Genomic DNA, 17,921 nt, shown 5'->3' with positions numbered 1-17,921 from the left:
TACAAAAAGGGAATCTGAAGATTCCTTTTTTTATCGTCGAGGTTTTTAATTGAATAAAGTCAGTCCATAAAATTTGCTAAAATATACGGATAGTAAACAGATTGATTTTTATATGGCTTATCAACTTATTCCACTCTCGATTCAGGCCACCGATAATATTGCTTGTCCGCATTGTCAGCACAACGTGATTGATTGGGCAGAAGAGCAATATGTGCAACCTTGTGAACATACCCTGTTTATTGCCATGGATATTGGCTTTGAATATATGACCGATGAATTCGAGCACAGCATGCCGCGTTCTGTAGATGATTTGCATGCCAATGATGATCAGGTGAATATGCTGGATGAAATCACCCAAGCGACTTATTCAAATTATCTGATCTATAAGTCTGATCTGGGCATAGATGGGTATTTCCGCTATGTGGGTTTTACTGCATAGATCATCATCAATAAAAAAGCGCCAATCGGCGCTTTTTTATATGGAAAGATTAACTTTCTATTTCTTCTTCGATTTCATCATCCGTAGTATCCATGCCCAATTCTTTAAGCTTGCGCGTTAAAGTATTGCGACCCCAACCTAGAAGCTCTGCGGCATGACGTTTACGGCCACGGGTTTGTTGCAAGGCTGCATTAATCAAGGTGCGTTCAAACATCGGAGTGGCAATATCCAGAAGTTTCATTTCACCATTTTTGAGTTTCTGCATCGCCCATTGACCCAGTAATTCATCCCAGTGATGCGGTGCGATCTGGTTCAGCGTTGGAATTGGCGCGCCTGGATCCTGCTGATGAATTGGAATCTGTTTCAGCTCAGGTGGCAAGTCTTCCGGATAGACTTCACGACCTGTGATCATGACAGTCAGCCAGCGACAGGTGTTCTCAAGTTGACGCACGTTACCTTGCCATGGCAATTTTTGCATATATTCCTGAGTTTCAGGACGCAGAATCTTTGGATTGACCCCAAGTTCCTTTCCGGCACGCGCCAGAAAATGCTGCGCCAGCATCGGAATATCTTCACTGCGATGTGCCAGTTTTGGAATATGAATACGAATTACATTCAGTCGATGATACAAGTCTTCACGGAAACGACCATCATGAACCAGTTTTTCCAGATCCTGATGTGTTGCTGCCACGATACGCACATCGACCTTAACCGGAATATGACCGCCAACTCGGTAAAATTCACCATCTGCGAGTACACGCAGTAAACGGGTCTGGGTCTCAAATGGCATATCGCCAATTTCATCTAAAAACAGTGTGCCACCATTAGCCTGTTCAAAACGACCCTGACGCTGAGTGTTGGCACCGGTAAATGCACCTTTCTCATGGCCGAAGAGTTCAGTTTCGATCAGGTCTTTGGGAATCGCTGCCATATTGAGGGCAATAAAAGGTTTTGAACTGCGTGGTGAATGACGATGCAGGGCATGCGCTACTAGTTCTTTACCTGTACCAGACTCACCATTAATCAATACAGTAATATGCGATTGTGATAAACGGCCAATGGCACGAAACACTTCCTGCATCGCAGGTGATTCACCAATAATCTCGGTAGATTGAATCGGTGGAGCCGCTTTTGCCGATTCTTGTTGCTGTAGCTTGGTGATATGTAAAATCGCACGATTCACCAGTGCCAATGCTTCATCAATATCAAAAGGCTTAGGCAGATATTCAAAAGCACCAGTTTGATAGCTAGAAACAGCCGATTCTAAGTCTGAATGCGCCGTCATAATAATGACAGGTAGGTCAGGATAACTGTGTTTAACCTTGCCCAGGAAGGTAAGTCCATCAATACCCGGCATGCGGATATCGGTCAAAATCACATCGGGTGCTTCCAGACTCAGTTGGTCTAGTGCAGATTGTGCTTCTTCAAAACTGGTCACATCCAGACCTTCCTCTTTAAAGGTCTTTTCCAGTACCCAGCGCATGGCGCGATCGTCATCAATCACCCATATTTTATTTCGCGACATGATTCGACTCCCAAGGTAAATATAAGCTAAAGACGGTTTTTCCAGCCACGGACTGACACTCGATCATGCCGTTGTGCTGATGAATAATATTTTGAGCAATACTGAGGCCCAGTCCGGTACCTTTTGCGCGACTGGTGACCAGCGGATAAAACACCGATTCGATAATCTCTTCCGGCACACCTGGACCGTTGTCTTCAATATCAATCCTTACTACAGAGCGGTGAATCACCCCGTTAATGGTAAAGAGACGCTGAATCCGGGTTCTTAAAATCAGTTCCGGTTGATGTTCGACAAAGAACTCCTTGTTCTCGGTCATGGCCTGTACGGCATTGGCGCAAATATTCAAAATGACCTGAATCAATTGGTCGCGGTCTGCCAGAACTTCCGGTAAGGACAGGTCGTAATCCCGGGTAATCTTGATTTTCTTTTTGGTCTGATTGGCAATCAGTGAACGCACCCGTTCCAGAGGTTCATGCACATTGACCAGTTCATAGCTCGGAAGCTGGCGTGAACCGAGCATGGTATCGGCCAGATTTCTGAGTCGATCCACTTCGCTAATAATAATGTCGGTAAATTCTTTGTATTGTGGATCATTCAAACTGCGTGCCAGGAGTTGAGTCGCCCCGCGAATGCCACCCAAGGGATTCTTGATTTCATGCGCAACACCGCGAATCAGCTGACGCGCTACCTGATGCTGTTGCAGCAGATTTTCTTCACGCGAGATTTTTAACATGCGATCGCGAGGATTGAGTTCGATGAGCAGTAGCGGATGATAAGGTTTGCCCAGATTTAGCTGAGAAACAGTGTAGTCAACATGAATGTCTTTAAAGTTGACCAGAATAGTGGCTTCGCGGCGTGTATAAGGTTGTCCCGTAGTTAAAGTATTATTCAGGGCTTCTTCGGTATTGAACTCATCTGTCGGGTTTTGCAGAATATTGAGTACGGATGTGCCGCTCGCGCGGAATAAGCTCACATCAAATAAGGCTTCACAGGCAGAATTCAGATAATAAATATTAAGATCGCGGTCTATCAATAAGATACACGTGGTCATATTGTCCACTAAAGCACGATAGTCGATCGGAATAATTTGATCCATTCGCGGGTTTGTTCCTGTATTAAAATGGCGCAATGGCATCTTCATAAAGCAATTTAATCAATTTTAAGTTCTGATTTGATGCAAGATGCACGCCAACTTTTATGACGAGAGATTATTTATTGCGATGAAATGCAGAAATGTGACAGAGCAACACAATTCATCTTAGATATAGCGGATTAAATTGAGGCTGTAAATCTAAAATGATTCATTTTGGTGCATGAGTGGGTATGTTGAATATTTTATGGCAATATTTTAGTGCATGATGCAAAGAGTCAGGTTTTCAACTATTTTTATGATGCGAAAAGACATACAATACGCGCATTCTAGTAGAGCGAAAATTCATGAAGTCCCCCAAAGTCGGTTTTGTATCTTTAGGTTGTCCTAAGGCATTGGTAGATTCTGAACGTATTTTAACCCAGTTAAAGACTGAAGGTTATGACGTCGCTTCGGATTATGACGGTGCTGATTTAGTTGTAGTAAATACCTGTGGTTTCATTGAATCCGCAGTGCAAGAATCGCTAGATGCGATTGGTGAGGCGATGAGCGCGAATGGTCGCGTGATCGTAACAGGTTGTCTAGGTAAAGACGAAGACAAGATTCGCCAAATGCATCCCAATGTCCTGAAAGTGACAGGTGCAGCGGCATATAAAGAAGTTATGGATGCGGTTCATCAATACGTACCTGAGCCGCCAAAACACAATCCATTTATTGATCTGGTTCCAGAGCAAGGCATCCGCCTGACGCCAAAACACTATGCTTATCTGAAAATATCTGAAGGCTGCAACCATCGTTGTACCTTCTGTATTATTCCAAGCATGCGTGGCGATCTGGTTTCACGTCCAGTTGGTTCTGTGCTTGAAGAAGCTGCAGCGCTGAAACGTGCTGGTGTAAAAGAAGTACTCGTGATCTCCCAGGATACTTCTGCTTATGGCCTGGACACGAAATACAAGCTGGATTTCTGGAATGGTCAGCCGGTTAAAACCAAATTCTATGACATGTGTGAAGCATTGGGTCAGTTGGGAATCTGGGTACGTTTGCACTATGTTTACCCATATCCGCATGTGGATGCTGTGATTGACCTGATGGCACAAGGCAAAATCCTGCCTTATCTGGATATTCCATTCCAGCACGCGAGTCCAAAAATTCTCAAACTGATGAAACGACCTGCGCACAGTGAAAATACACTGGAGCGTTTGAAAATCTGGCGCGAGAAATGTCCTGATCTGGTGTTGCGTTCAACATTTGTGGTGGGCTTCCCGGGTGAAACTGAAGAAGACTTCCAGATGTTACTGGACTGGCTGAAAGAAGCCCAGCTGGATCGTGTGGGATGTTTTACCTATTCGCCAGTTGAAGGTGCGACAGCAAATGATTTGCCAGATCACGTTCCTGAAGAAATTAAACAAGAGCGTTATGAGCGTTTCATGCAGGTTCAGCAAGAAATCTCAGCAGCCAAACTCCAAAAACGTATCGGTCAAACCATGACTGTGCTGGTAGATGACCTGGAAGATGAATTCCCGGTAGCGGTTGCGCGTTCTTATGCAGATGCACCTGAAATTGATGGCAATGTTTTTGTTGAAGATATCGATAAAAGCGTCATCAAGGCGGGGGATTTACTTGAAGTCGAAATTACTGATGCAGATGAATACGATCTGTATGCAAAACTCATTTCAGTCAAGTCTGCTTAAGATTTTGAATTAAAAAAATTTAAATTGAATACTTTGGAGTTTGATGATGTTGGATTCTAAAAAGCCACGCTTTGGTCGCATCCTGTTAAAGCTTTCTGGTGAGGCGCTGGCAGGCAATAAAGACATGGGGATCGATGCACAAGTGCTCGATCAGATGTCACTTTCTATTGCGCACCTCGTGGGTTTAGGCGTACAAGTAGGTATTGTTGTGGGTGGTGGTAACCTGTATCGCGGTAGCCAGCTACAAAAAGATGGTCTGGTTGGCCGTGTAACTGGCGACCAGATGGGTATGCTGGCAACAGTCATGAACGGTTTGGCACTTCGCGACGCTTTGGTGCGCCGTAATATTAAAACCCGTTTAATGTCTGCATTGCCGATTGGTGCTGTAGTTGAGTCTTACTCAAGCCGTGATGCGATCCGTCACCTGACTCAGGGTGAAGTGTGTGTATTCGTGGCAGGTACAGGTAATCCGTTCTTTACGACAGATACTGCTGCCTGTTTACGTGGTATCGAAATCGAATCAGACTTGATTTTGAAAGCGACCAAAGTTGATGGCGTATATAACAAAGATCCAAGCAAATATGATGATGCGGTTAAATATGACACATTGACTTTTGACCAGGTTCTGGACGAAAAGCTGGGTGTAATGGACTTAACTGCAATCTGTTTATGTCGTGATCACAACGTGCCGCTACAAGTATTCGATATGAATAAATCTGGCGCATTGCTTTCCGTTGTGATGGGTGAAAAAGAAGGGACTCACGTTACCAATTAATGACGTGAGCACCAAAGCACTTTATACTACACGCTAATTTAGTAATAACCTCTTTTCAAGAATTAAGTAAGGAAGATCATATGATTAACGATCTTAAAAAAGACAGCGAAGACCGTATGAACAAAACTCTAGAATCTCTAGAGCATGGTTTTGCAAAAGTTCGTACCGGTCGTGCGCATCCATCAATTTTAAATAACGTGATGGTTTCTTACTATGGTTCAGACGTTCCATTGAACCAGGTGGCAAACGTAGGTGTTGAAGATTCACGTACTTTGTTAATCCAGCCTTTCGAACGTTCAATGGTTTCTGCAATTGATAAAGCGATTCGTGAATCTGATTTGGGTCTAAACCCAATTACAGCAGATGCGATTCGTGTACCGATGGCTGCGTTGACTGAAGAAACGCGTCGTGACATGCAAAAAGTTGCGCGTAATGAAGCAGAAAATGCCAAAGTAGCGATCCGTAACATTCGTCGTGATGTATTGGGCGATATCAAAGCTTTGTTGAAAGAAAAAGAAATTTCTGAAGACGAAGAGCGTCGTGCTGCTGACGAAATCCAGAAAATTACTGACAAATTTGTTGCTGAAGTTGACAAGCGCTTGGCTGCGAAAGAAGCTGAATTGATGAAGGTCTAATTCATCGATGACCGTTGCTGAAGAAAATCCCCGTCTTCCGAAACATGTTGCCATCATCATGGATGGCAACAATCGTTTTGCCAAAAAAAATCAGATGCAGAAAGGTGATGGACACCGTGAAGGAAAAACGGTTCTGGATCCGATTGTTGAACACTGTAAAAAAAGAAATATCCAGGCTTTAACTGTATTTGCCTTTTCCAGTGAAAACTGGAATCGTCCACAGTTTGAAGTTGAATTGCTCATGAAATTGCTGGTTGATACCATTCATGAACAATTACCCCGCATGGAAAAATTCAATATTGCCTTACGCTTTATTGGTGATCGCAGCCGTTTGTCCCCAGAATTACAGGGGCTTATGTTGCATGCCGAACAAAGGACTGCTAATTTCAATAGTATGACACTCACTATTGCAATCAGTTATGGTGGTATGTGGGATATGGCACAAGCTGCACAGCGAATTGCTAGCGATGTTTTAACAAATAAATTAGATCTTGATGCAATTAATACTGATGTATTTGGTCAATATGTCAGCCTCGGTGATTTACCTGCAGTTGATCTGCTGATTCGTACGGGTGGAGATTTCCGTCTTTCGAATTTCCTGTTATGGCAGGCAGCCTATGCAGAGCTTTATTTCACTGAGACGCTATGGCCAGAATTTACCGTTGAAGAACTTGATGATGCACTTGCCGTATTTGGTGGGCGTGAACGTCGTTTTGGTAAAACATCAGAACAGATTCATCAGGAAAAACTTGAGAATTAATACATGTTTGAGCGGATTATAACCGCATTGGTGTTGGTAGCAGTTGTACTGAGCTGTATGTTTGCTACTGAATCACATTATCCAATGTTTGTATTGATGGTTCTTGCTGCTGGGGTGGCCGGTTATGAGTGGTTTAAACTCATGCCGCGAAAATTTAAATATGTCATCAAACCTGTTGCTTGGGGATATGGAGTGCTCACTGCAGCACTTTCAGCTTTGGCATTGTATTTTGCCGAAGTTGCCTTATTGTTATGGGTGGCTTCTATAATTACTTGGTTGCTCAGCATTTACTGGGTTAAAACCTATCCTGAATATGATGGCTGGTACAACGCCAGCCTGCACGGAATCGGCGTAGTTCTGATCTCTGCTGCGGTTACTGCAATTTTCTCTGTCTGGCAAAGTTCACCGTGGTGGCTGATGTACCTGTTTTTACTGGTATGGGGCGCAGATAGTGGTGCGTATTTTGTGGGTCGTAAATTTGGCAAGAAAAAGTTGGCGCCGAATGTTAGTCCTAATAAATCCGTAGAAGGGCTGTATGGTGGTATTGTTACTTCAATGCTGATTGTAACGGCAGTTGCCTTACTTTATCTGGATATGACCTGGCCAGAACTGATTTTATTCCTGATTCTCTCTGTGGTTACAGTATTTAGTTCGGTACTGGGTGACCTGTTTGAATCCATGATCAAACGTCGTGCCGGTATTAAGGATTCAGGTCGAATTTTGCCAGGACATGGCGGAGTACTGGATCGTATTGATTCTTTGCTTGCTGCAGCTCCAATCTTTGCAGCAGGTATGGCTGTTTTAAAACTTATTGGTGTAGATTTATAAATGTCACAAGCAGTTTGTATACTGGGTGCTACAGGTTCCATTGGTCAAAGTACTTTAAAAATCTTGCAGCGACATCCTGAAGCATACTCGGTTTTTGCTGTGACCGCGCAAAGTCGTATCGAGGAGCTGGTTGAAATTTGCCGGCAATACCGTCCTAAAGTGGCGGTGGTGCCGGCTGAAAAAGTAGATGAACTCTCAAAACGACTCCAGCAACATCATTTGGCTAATATTGAAATTCTGCAAGATGAAGCCGGTTTAATTGCTGTGGCTGAACACGCTGATGTTGATATTGTGATGGCAGCAATCGTTGGTGCTGCAGGATTATTGCCGACATTGGCTGCTGTGAAAGCGGGTAAACGCGTACTGTTGGCCAATAAAGAAGCTTTGGTGATGTCGGGTGACATCATGATGCAGGCAGCGCGCGATCATGGGGCATTACTGCTTCCCGTTGACTCTGAACATAACGCGATTTTCCAATGTCTGCCACAGCATTATTTTGAGGCAGAGCGTCATGGCAAGCCCAAACTGGGTGTATCCCAGATTCTGCTGACCGCGTCAGGTGGGCCGTTTCTGAACCATAGCATGCAGCAACTTGAAGAGGTCACACCTGCCCAAGCTTGCAAGCATCCTAACTGGTCCATGGGTCAAAAAATTTCAGTCGATTCTGCTACCTTGATGAATAAAGGTTTAGAATTGATCGAAGCCTGCCATTTGTTTGCAGTTCAAGAACAATTTGTTACAGTTGTTGTGCATCCACAGAGTATTATTCACTCCATGGTTCAATACGTTGATGGTTCGACTTTGGCACAAATGGGTAATCCAGATATGGGCACGCCTATTGCACATGCTTTGGCATGGCCTGAGCGTATCAGTACGCATGTGGCGCCACTGGATCTGTTTATGCATTCACAACTTAATTTTCAAGAACCGGACATGCTCCGTTTCCCTGCATTAAAATTGGCCCGTCAGGCCATGCAGAGTGGCGGAATTGCACCTACGATTTTAAATGCGGCCAATGAAATTGCAGTTGCTGCATTTTTAAATCAACAGATCAGATTTACCCAAATTCCTCAGGTAGTTGAGCACGTCCTAAATCAGATGGACAATCAACCTGCACATGATCTGGAAGCTATCTTGCAAGCAGATCAAATGGCACGAGGTTTATCACAGCAATACGTTGTGAATAAAGGAAGTTAAGATATGAATGCCTTGTTTATGATTGCCGCTGCAATTCTCTTACTCGGTCCCTTAATTGCGATTCACGAGTTCGGTCACTATATTGTGGCGCGTAAACTGGGCGTTAAAGTATTGGTTTATTCCATTGGATTTGGACCAACATTATTAAAATGGACCTCGAAAAAATCCGGAATTCAGTATCAATTGTCTGCCTTGCCTTTGGGTGGCTATGTCAAGATGCTGGATGAACGTGAAGGTAATGTCGCTGAAGAGGACTTACCCAAAGCTTTTAATCGTCAGCATCCGTGGAAACGGATCGCCATTGTGGCAGCGGGTCCATTGATCAACCTGATTTTTGCAGTTCTTCTGTTCTGGGTGCTGTTTTTACCGGCACAAGAACAGCTCAATACCCGTGTAGGCAAAATTTTACCAAATACGCCTGCTGCAACCGTACAAATGCAGCCGGGCGACAAAATTGTAGCTGTGGATGGTACTCAGGTGGAAACCTGGGAAAAACTCAGTTATGCCTTGGTGGATCGTGTTGGTGAAACTGGTGTGGTTTCTATTCAGGCAGATCGCGCTGGTGAAAACAAATTGTTCCAGTTGCCGATTCAAAACTATTTAAAAGATCAAAGTCAATCGCCACTAGAAAGCCTGGGTTTCTTGCCTTATCGGCCGGAAATTCCGGCAGTGATCAGCAAGCTGAGTGAAGATGGTGCAGCCATCCGTCAAGGTTTGAAAGAAGGCGACAAGATCCTGGCTATTGACGGCGTTCAGATGAAAGACTGGTTTGATGTGGTGCAGGTGGTACAGGCATCTCCAGAAAAATTACTCAAAATGGATGTTCTACGCGAAAATCAGGTGGTTCAGCTAGAAGTCATGCCGCAAGGCAAACGTGACAATATGGGCAATGTGACCGGTATGCTGGGCGTACAAAGCGATCCGGGTAAACTGAATATTCCTGCAGAATATAAACAGACCATTCATTACTCGCCAGGCGAAGCACTGGTAATGGCGTTTGATAAAACAGCACATTTATCTTCGATGATTCTGAACTCGATTGTCAAAATGGTACGTGGCCTGATTGGCCTGGATAATTTATCAGGTCCAATTACCATCGCCAAAGTGGCAGGACAAAGCGCAGAAATGGGCTGGGAAACTTTTATTTCCTTTATGGCGCTAATGAGTGTAAGTTTAGGAATATTAAATCTACTACCCATTCCAATGCTTGATGGCGGACATCTGGTTTACTATTTTGTTGAATTAATTCGTGGTAAACCTGTTTCCGAACAAATACAATTGGTTGGACTAAAAATTGGTATGGTACTGCTCGGCAGTATGATGCTTCTGGCATTATTTAATGATTTTATGCGTTTATAACAACGTAAATGGAATAAATTAACAGCGGAAAAGACTGGCATGCAGCACACACATTTATTTATGCCTCTGGCACTCGTTAGTGCAATGGCAGTAGCACAACAAGTATATGCAGCAGATGAATTCATTGTACAAGATATAAAATTTGATGGATTAGTACGTTTAACTCCTGACAATGTGTATGGCCTAGTGCCGATTAACAGTGGTGATCGGGTCAATGATCCAGTCATTGCCAATGCAATTCGTAGCATGTATGCATCAGGCCTGTTTGATGACATTAAAGCCGTTCAGCAGGGCAATACCTTGGTTTTCCAAGTTGTTGAACGCCCGGTCATTTCGAAAATCGAATTGAAAGGCAATAAGCTGATTCCTAAGGAAGCACTTGAAGAAGGCCTGAAAAAAATGGGTCTGGCTGAAGGCGAAGTGCTGAAAAAATCAGCACTGCAAACCATTGAAACTGAACTTGAACAGCAATACATGCAGCAAGGTCGTTATGATGCCGATATTACGGTCACCACGACGCCTCGACCAAATAACCGTGTTGAATTGCTGATTGATTTTATTGAAGGTAAAGCGGCTAAAGTTTTCGATATCAATATTATCGGGAATACCGTATTTAAAGAGTCTGATATCAAGCAGGCCTTTGCCGTAAAAGAAAGTGGCTGGAGTTCGGTCATTTCGCGTAATGACCGTTATGCACGTGAAAAGATGGCGGCGAGCCTAGAAGCTTTGCGTGCCATGTATCTGAATCGCGGTTATATCAATTTTAATATTACCAATTCCAGTCTGAACTTGAGTGAAGATAAAAAGAATGTTTTCATCGAAGTTTCTGTGGATGAAGGCGAACAATTTAAATTTGGTCAAACCAAATATTTAGGTGATGCACTTTATAAGACTGAAGAATTACAGGCTTTACAAATTTTCAAAGAAGGCGAAATTTATTCGCAGGAAAAAGTCAACGCGGTTAAGCAGTTATTGCAGCGTAAGTATGGTAATGCAGGTTATTACTATGCAGAAGTCAATATTGTTCCTCAAATTAACAACGAAACCAAACTGGTTGATCTAAATTATTATATTAATCCGGGTCAGCAAGTCACGGTGCGACGTATTAATTTCACTGGTAATACGAAAACTGCAGATGAAGTACTACGTCGTGAAATGCGCCAAATGGAAGGTGCACTTGCTAGTAATGAAAAGATTGACCTGTCTAAGGTCCGTCTGGAGCGTACCGGGTTCTTTAAAACTGTCGATATCAAACCTGCACGTATTCCGGGTGCACCAGATCAGGTGGACTTGAATGTTGCCGTTGAAGAGCAGCATTCAGGGACCAGTACTCTTGCAGTTGGTTTCTCACAAAGCGGTGGTGTAACTTTCCAGGCAGGTTTAAGTCAGACCAACTTCCTGGGTACAGGTAATAGTGTTTCAATCGATTTGTCGCGTTCTGAAACCCAAGATTATTATAACTTGAGCGTGATGGACCCGTACTTCACCATTGATGGTGTGCGTCGCGGCTATAACATGTATTACCGTAAAACCAAGCTGGATGATGATTATAACGTCAATAACTATGTGACAGACAGTTTCGGTGGTGGGATTAACTTTGGTTATCCAATTGATGAAAACCAGAGTGTTAGCCTAGGCCTGAACATTGATCAGACCGATGTGACCACTGGTCCATATGTGTCGACTTATGTTGCTGATTATTTGGAACGTAATGGCGGAAAAGAAACAAAAAGTGGTGAGTATTGTCCTCAAGCATTAGTTCCAATTAAAGATTCTGCTGGGAATGTTACTGGTTACCAGCCTTGCCCTAATCCAGTTCCATATGGTCAAGAATTCCAGGGTGATTTTTTGACTTATAACCTTAATTTAGGTTGGTCTTATAATACCTTAAATAGACCGATGTTCCCGACAACGGGTATGTCACATCGTGTCAATGCTGAAATTGCCTTGCCAGGTAGTGATGTCGAGTATCAAAAAGTCACTTATGACGCTCAGGCATTTTTCCCATTAGGCAAAGATTTTGTCCTGCGCGGTTATGGTAAGTTGGGTTATGGTAATGACTTGCCATTCTACAAGAATTTCTATGCAGGTGGTTTTGGTTCGGTTCGTGGTTATGAAAATAGTACATTAGGTCCTAAATATCCAGGTGTATATTTCTCTGATACAGGTCAAACGGATCCTTCTCCTGAGGAAGTAGGTGGTAATGCACTAATTCAATTTGGTACCGAATTAGTGCTTCCAGTACCATTTAAAGGGGATTGGGCACGTCAGGTTCGTCCAGTCATCTTTGCTGAAGGTGCACAAGTGTTTGATATCCAATGTGATGTATCAAATGAAAATATTTTCGTTAATGGCACTTCAGTAAATGGAAAGCAGTACTGTAAAGATAACTTCGGTTTCGATGCAGATAATATGCGCTATAGCGTGGGTGCAGGTTTCACCTGGATTACCATGATTGGGCCATTATCACTTAGCTATGCATACCCATTGAATGATAAAGATGGGGATGATACTCAAAATATCCAGTTTGAAATTGGACGTACTTTCTAAAATCGTTTTGACCTAGAAACTAAATTTTGCTCATAAAGCCTGCAGGTTTTGTGAGCAAATTTTTTTGAATGAGTAAGAATATGAAAAAAATGATTATGGCAATGAGCCTGGCTTTGGCAAGTGTTGCACCTTTAACTCAAGCGGCAAGTATGGGGGTAATTGACTTGGAGCGTGTGGTTGAAGGTAGTACCTATCTAAAACAACAAAACACGATATTTCAGCAAAAAATTCAGCCACAAACCACTAAAATTGAACAACTCAGCAAAGAGCTGGAAGCTTTGCAGCAACGTGCTCAATCCAACACTAAGCTCAGTGAGACTGAAAAACAGAAAATGTCTGCGCAATATCAGGCTAAGTTGCAAGAATTAAATCAGTTACAACAATCTGTACAGACGAATGTCCAAAGCTCGATTCAGCAGATCCGAATTGTATTTGATGCACGTGTAAAGCAAATTGCTGAACAATTGCGTAGAGAAAACAACCTGGATGTGGTTTTAAATAAAAATTCAGCGCTTGCTTATGATGCTAAATATGATTTAACTGATAAAATGATTCAAAAGGTTAATGCAATTAAATAATCAATGAATCATCAACAGCTTCAGTTAGCTGATCTCGCTCGCCTGGTTCAGGGCGAGTGCATAGGTCAGACAGATTTACGTTTGAGTGCTTTGGCCAGTCTTGAACAGGCAACTTCACACGATCTGGCATTTGTGAATGCCGATAAATATGTAGAGCAGGCCAATCAAAGTCAGGCAGGTGCTTTAATTGTCACGGCTGAACTAAAACAACAGATAACTTCACATCAAAACTTTATTGTTGTGGCAAATCCCTATCTGGCTTTCGCGATTCTGACGCATGTCTTTGAGAAAAAACATCGCCAGCGCGGCATTGAGAGTACTGCTCAAATTCACCCGTCGGCAGTGATTGCGGACGATGCTTATATTGGTCATTATGTGGTGATTGGTGAGCATTGTGTCGTGGGTGCGAATACGATTGTTCAGGCGCATGTGCAGATCGATGATGATGTCGAGATCGGTCAGGACTGTTTTATTGACTCACATGTGACCCTCACCGGCGCAGCAAAAATTGGTAATCGGGTGCGCATTCATGCCAATAGCGTGATTGGTAGCGAAGGGTTTGGTTTTGCACCTTATCAGGGTAAATGGCACCGTATTGCGCAATTAGGTTCTGTATACATTGAGGATGATGTGCGTATTGGGTCAAATTGTAGCGTAGACCGTGGTGCACTGGATGATACGATTTTGCAACAGGGTGTGATCATTGATAATCTTGTGCAAATCGCGCATAACGTTAAAATTGGTGCACATACCGCGATTGCTGCAAAAACTGCCGTTGCAGGAAGTGTTTCAATTGGCAAAAACTGTATCATTGGTGGAGCCTCTGCGATTTCTGGACACTTGAATATTGCCGATAATGTGACGTTGACCGGAATGTCAATGGTGACAAATAATATTTCTGAAGCTGGAAAATATTCATCCGGGATTGGTCTGTTTGAAAACCAGAAATGGAAACGTACCGTGGTTCGCCTCAGACAATTAGCAGATGTGCCATTGACCCAGGTGATCAAACGACTAGATCATATGCAATCTCAGATTGAGTCCATTGAATCAACATTTAAGTTGCGTAAATAATTATGATGACAGAGTCGAATTTGCCTACATTCACTAAGCCTGAATTGCCAATGAATATTCAAAAGATTCGTGAATATTTGCCCCATCGCTATCCATTTTTATTGGTTGATCGCGTCGTCGAAATTACCGATAATGGCATTGTTGGTTATAAAAACGTCTCAATTAATGAAGAGTTTTTACAAGGCCATTTTCCGAATTATCCAATTATGCCAGGTGTACTGATTGTTGAGGCACTGGCACAAATCTCTGGAATTCTGGGTTTTGTGATGAATAACGAAGTACCAAGTGAAGGTTCTTTGTTCCTGTTTGCCGGTGCGGAAAAAGTTAGATTTAAAAAACAGGTGGTTGCAGGTGACCAATTGGTTTTAAAATCTGAATTAGTGATGCAAAAGCGGGGCATTTACAAATATAATTGTATTGCCACTGTAGATGGCGTCGTCGCAACAACCGCGGAAATTATGGTTTCGCATCAAAAAGTCGAGCAGGCATGAGCAATAATCCCCTTATTCATCCAACTGCCATTATTGACCCGTCAGCAGTCATTGCTGCTGATGTAGAAATTGGCCCATATTGTATTATCGGGCCAAATGTCACTATTGGTGCGGGTAGCAAACTTCATTCACACGTGGTGGTGGGTGGCTATACGCGTATAGGTGAATATAATGAAATTTTCCAGTTCGCCAGTGTAGGTGAGGTGTGTCAGGATCTTAAGTATGCCGGTGAAGAAACCTGGCTTGAGATTGGCGATCACAACAAGATTCGTGAGCATTGCAGTCTGCATCGTGGCACGGTTCAGGACCGGAGCCTGACCAAGATCGGTAGTCATAACCTGCTCATGGTGAATACGCATATTGCACATGACTGTATGGTCGGAGATTATAATATCTTTGCTAATAACGTCGGTGTGGCTGGACATGTCCATGTCGGGGACTACGTCGTCATTGGCGGAAACTCGGGCATTCATCAATTCTGTAAGATTGATTCTTATAGCATGATTGGTGGGGCATCACTGATTCTGAAAGATGTACCGGCCTATGTAATGGTTTCAGGTAATCCTGCGCATGCATTTGCTATGAACATTGAAGGTATGCGTCGTAAAGGCTGGTCAAAGACCGTAATCAGCGGTTTACGTGATGCCTTTAAACTGATTTATAAATCAGGTTTAACGACTCAGGAAGCAATCGAGCAGATCCGTACAGGAATTTTGCCTGAAGTGGCTGAGGTACAGCGTTTAATCGATTCTCTTGAACAGTCGAAACGTGGTATTGTGCGCTAAAAGTTTAATATAATAAAAAAGACACCTGAAGGTGTCTTTTTTATTTTGGGAATTTCTATTTTACTTAAGAAATTTAATTTCCTCAGCTTTCGGATAATTCTTCAATAGCTTTGTTTTGTATTGCGAAGCAAGCGTAGCATTCTTTTCAACATCTTTGCTGATGTTATAAAGCTGATACAGGGCAGTGGAGGCTTTCGCAGAATTTGGATAGCGGTCAACGACAATCAGATAATTACGTTTCGCTTCAGCAAATTTTGGTGGGTCAATCGCCAGATTGAATTCCGCTAACCAGAAATAAGCATTGCTGATATAAACGCTATTCGGATTGTTTTTAATAAAGTTTTGCATCGGGGCAATGGCTTTGGCTGCACCGCCATTTTTATAAGCATCTAAAGCCACGGTATAAGCGGCTTTTTCCAGCTCAGCAGGTTGCTGTCCGCTGCTTGCTGTATTGACCTTATTTGCGCTTAGGCTGGGTGCAGTATCCTGTGGGTTTTCCTCCGTTGGATTGTCTTCAGCAGGTTCAATTTTTTGCTGCAACAGTTCAAGACGCTGATCGAGATCGGCATAACGATTAGTCAGTTCATTTTTGAGCCGTTCAATCTCATTTTCCTGTTCTTCCATTTTACCGCGCAAAATCCGCAGGTCATTCTCGAGCTGCTGGTTCTTTTGCATGATTTGCCAGCTGGTATTGGTTTGAACTGCTGGAGTTGCACCAGCCGCAATTGCCGCTGAGGTATTTACTGTGGTTTGATTTGTAGCTTGGCTCAAGCCGCGCGATTCAATCGGAATATTGGCAAATAGAGGTGTGGTAAAGAGTGCTGTCACTACACACAATACGGTCTTTTTAAACATCATAAAATTTCCATAATTCTTTGTGAGATGCGGATCCGCTGCTCATCTTTTCAAAGTAGATCATTCATATACATTGCACACATTAAAAACGGCATTTTTAGAAAATGCAACAAGGTTTTACAAAGATCATGTGAATCTGAGTGTTGATGGATTGATTGTGAAGATCCCTTAAAAATCAGCAGAAATATCAATATTGTTTTTAAAATAATCAAACGGATAGCTTGAGGGATTATTTTGCGGAACAAGGCTTGCAACTTGATTAAAAATCTCTATACTCTGTTTTTGTAATGGTAGCCCTGCTGGTTACTTCGCAATTGTACTCTATGAACCCCGCCAGGACCGGAAGGTAGCAACGGTAATAGAACTATGATGTGCCGGAGCTTTGCTGGTAGGGTTGCCACCATATTCTTATTATAATAACAATGCGAATTCGCAGTTTTCTATTCTCAAATATCCTTCCTTTTTCAATGTCATCAAACAGCACTATCTTATTGTTTTAATGATTCAGATCATTATTATTTTATGTCGTGCTTTATTTTGCAGCTAATATTGGATAAATAACCAATATACTTATACGTGCATTAAGACTTTCAAAGAAGATAAGAATTAATCTTCTGCTTTACGGTTAATCGCCTTGATAATCGCATCCATTTCAAAACCACGATACATTAGAAAACGGATCTGTTTGGCTTTGAGCTTCAGGTCTTCACTGACCTCAGTCCCATATTTTTTGACTTTTAGTTCATAGGCTTGTTGAACCCAGTCGGTTTCTTTGAGTTCTTCTGAAATCAGAGCAGTATCAATCTTTTTGCTCTTGAGTTTCATTTTAATTTGATTGGGACCTTTGCCTTTACGCTTTTGACTCGACAACATGGTTTCCGCCACACGCTGATCACTTTGATAGTTCTCACGGGACAGCTCTTCCACTAAGGTAATGACTTCATCACGATGCTCTGCATAAAGGCTTAATTTCTCGATCAGTTCGGCTTTGGAATATTCCTTGCGCGTCAGTACGGCAAAGGCATAAGAACGTAAGCGTGAGCCTGTCAGTCCCGGTTTCTTCTCATCCTGAGTTGGGGTAGAGGAAAATAAACGCTCTTCGGGATCAAATTCAGGAGCGTCTTGGATCGCAGTTTTTGCAGGTTGAGCTTGATCTTCAGCATCACCAAATTGCTGTTTTAAAGTTTCATAATCGAGCAGTTTGCTGAATTTCACGTCTGACATGATTCTCTCGGATTTTACGTTCCCTATATAATAACAAAACGCCCCGGAGGGCGCTGTGTCTTGAC

General features: G+C 42.8%; 17 protein-coding genes and 1 other RNA gene. 14 read left to right on the top strand and 4 right to left on the bottom strand.

The features are described 5' to 3' along the window. Positions 1-112 precede the first annotated feature (112 nt). Positions 113-439 (top strand): hypothetical protein, encoded by a 327-nt coding sequence (locus tag NI470_RS05575; RefSeq protein ID WP_004279890.1) that lies wholly within the window; start codon positions 113-115, stop codon positions 437-439. A gap of 49 nt (positions 440-488) precedes the next feature. Here the strand turns inward: NI470_RS05575 and glnG are convergent, their stop codons facing one another. After that, positions 489-1,964, bottom strand: a complete 1,476-nt coding sequence (gene glnG, locus NI470_RS05570; protein WP_253147905.1) for a nitrogen regulation protein NR(I) — start codon at positions 1,962-1,964, stop codon at positions 489-491. Next, positions 1,951-3,060: a nitrogen regulation protein NR(II) gene (gene glnL / locus NI470_RS05565; RefSeq protein WP_005107202.1), complete on the bottom strand. Its 1,110-nt coding sequence runs from the start codon at positions 3,058-3,060 to the stop codon at positions 1,951-1,953. The genes glnG and glnL overlap by 14 nt, the downstream gene beginning before the upstream one ends. Before the next feature lie 341 nt (positions 3,061-3,401). Here glnL and rimO point away from each other — a divergent pair, with 341 nt between their 5' ends. The 12 genes from rimO to lpxA all read left to right on the top strand — a co-directional run bounded on the left by rimO (position 3,402) and on the right by lpxA (position 15,777). Beyond that, positions 3,402-4,745, top strand: coding sequence for a 30S ribosomal protein S12 methylthiotransferase RimO (gene rimO, locus NI470_RS05560; RefSeq protein ID WP_180087269.1), 1,344 nt, complete (start codon positions 3,402-3,404; stop codon positions 4,743-4,745). 46 nt (positions 4,746-4,791) lie between these two features. After that, a complete protein-coding gene (gene pyrH, locus NI470_RS05555) occupies positions 4,792-5,520 on the top strand; it encodes a UMP kinase (protein WP_004279886.1) in 729 nt (242 codons plus the stop codon). Between the two features lie 80 nt (positions 5,521-5,600). Continuing rightward, the gene (frr, locus tag NI470_RS05550) at positions 5,601-6,155 is read left to right on the top strand and encodes a ribosome recycling factor (protein WP_004279885.1); all 555 of its coding nucleotides are present in this window, start codon (positions 5,601-5,603) and stop codon (positions 6,153-6,155) included. Positions 6,156-6,162: 7 nt separating this feature from the next. Further along, a complete protein-coding gene (uppS, locus tag NI470_RS05545) occupies positions 6,163-6,915 on the top strand; it encodes a polyprenyl diphosphate synthase (RefSeq protein ID WP_005263065.1) in 753 nt (250 codons plus the stop codon). A gap of 3 nt (positions 6,916-6,918) precedes the next feature. Continuing rightward, the gene (locus NI470_RS05540) at positions 6,919-7,743 is read left to right on the top strand and encodes a phosphatidate cytidylyltransferase (RefSeq protein WP_004646715.1); all 825 of its coding nucleotides are present in this window, start codon (positions 6,919-6,921) and stop codon (positions 7,741-7,743) included. After that, positions 7,744-8,940 (top strand): 1-deoxy-D-xylulose-5-phosphate reductoisomerase, encoded by a 1,197-nt coding sequence (gene ispC / locus NI470_RS05535; RefSeq protein WP_224215727.1) that lies wholly within the window; start codon positions 7,744-7,746, stop codon positions 8,938-8,940. It abuts the gene before it with no gap. Between the two features lie 3 nt (positions 8,941-8,943). Further along, on the top strand, positions 8,944-10,299 hold the full coding sequence (rseP, locus tag NI470_RS05530) for an RIP metalloprotease RseP (protein WP_004646718.1): 1,356 nt from the start codon (positions 8,944-8,946) through the stop codon (positions 10,297-10,299). A 39-nt stretch (positions 10,300-10,338) separates the two neighbouring features. Continuing rightward, positions 10,339-12,849, top strand: a complete 2,511-nt coding sequence (gene bamA / locus NI470_RS05525; protein WP_253147906.1) for an outer membrane protein assembly factor BamA — start codon at positions 10,339-10,341, stop codon at positions 12,847-12,849. Positions 12,850-12,929: 80 nt separating this feature from the next. Then, positions 12,930-13,427 carry an OmpH/Skp family outer membrane protein gene (locus NI470_RS05520; protein WP_219309551.1) on the top strand — a complete coding sequence of 166 codons (498 nt, stop codon included), beginning with the start codon at positions 12,930-12,932 and terminating at the stop codon, positions 13,425-13,427. A gap of 3 nt (positions 13,428-13,430) precedes the next feature. Beyond that, positions 13,431-14,501: a UDP-3-O-(3-hydroxymyristoyl)glucosamine N-acyltransferase gene (gene lpxD / locus NI470_RS05515; protein ID WP_253147907.1), complete on the top strand. Its 1,071-nt coding sequence runs from the start codon at positions 13,431-13,433 to the stop codon at positions 14,499-14,501. A 5-nt stretch (positions 14,502-14,506) separates the two neighbouring features. Further along, complete coding sequence (gene fabZ, locus NI470_RS05510) at positions 14,507-14,992, top strand: 3-hydroxyacyl-ACP dehydratase FabZ (RefSeq protein ID WP_026055766.1); 486 nt, start codon at positions 14,507-14,509, stop codon at positions 14,990-14,992. Beyond that, the gene (gene lpxA, locus NI470_RS05505) at positions 14,989-15,777 is read left to right on the top strand and encodes an acyl-ACP--UDP-N-acetylglucosamine O-acyltransferase (RefSeq protein ID WP_253147908.1); all 789 of its coding nucleotides are present in this window, start codon (positions 14,989-14,991) and stop codon (positions 15,775-15,777) included. The genes fabZ and lpxA overlap by 4 nt, the downstream gene beginning before the upstream one ends. Positions 15,778-15,837: 60 nt before the next feature. Here lpxA and NI470_RS05500 read toward each other — a convergent pair whose 3' ends face one another. Next, positions 15,838-16,635, bottom strand: a complete 798-nt coding sequence (locus tag NI470_RS05500; protein WP_253147909.1) for a tol-pal system YbgF family protein — start codon at positions 16,633-16,635, stop codon at positions 15,838-15,840. 294 nt (positions 16,636-16,929) lie between these two features. Here NI470_RS05500 and ffs point away from each other — a divergent pair. Next, positions 16,930-17,026, top strand: an RNA gene (gene ffs / locus NI470_RS05495) — signal recognition particle sRNA small type. Positions 17,027-17,238: 212 nt separating this feature from the next. On the opposite strand, the gene NI470_RS05490 is transcribed toward ffs, so the two are convergent. Beyond that, positions 17,239-17,856, bottom strand: coding sequence for a regulatory protein RecX (locus tag NI470_RS05490; RefSeq protein ID WP_253147910.1), 618 nt, complete (start codon positions 17,854-17,856; stop codon positions 17,239-17,241). Between the last annotated feature and the right edge of the window lie 65 nt (positions 17,857-17,921).

It is taken from the genome of Acinetobacter lwoffii (assembly GCF_024129115.1).
GTDB lineage: Bacteria > Pseudomonadota > Gammaproteobacteria > Pseudomonadales > Moraxellaceae > Acinetobacter > Acinetobacter lwoffii_T.
Note: the sequence above shows the minus strand (reverse complement) of the source record. Positions and strands in the feature narration are given on the sequence as shown.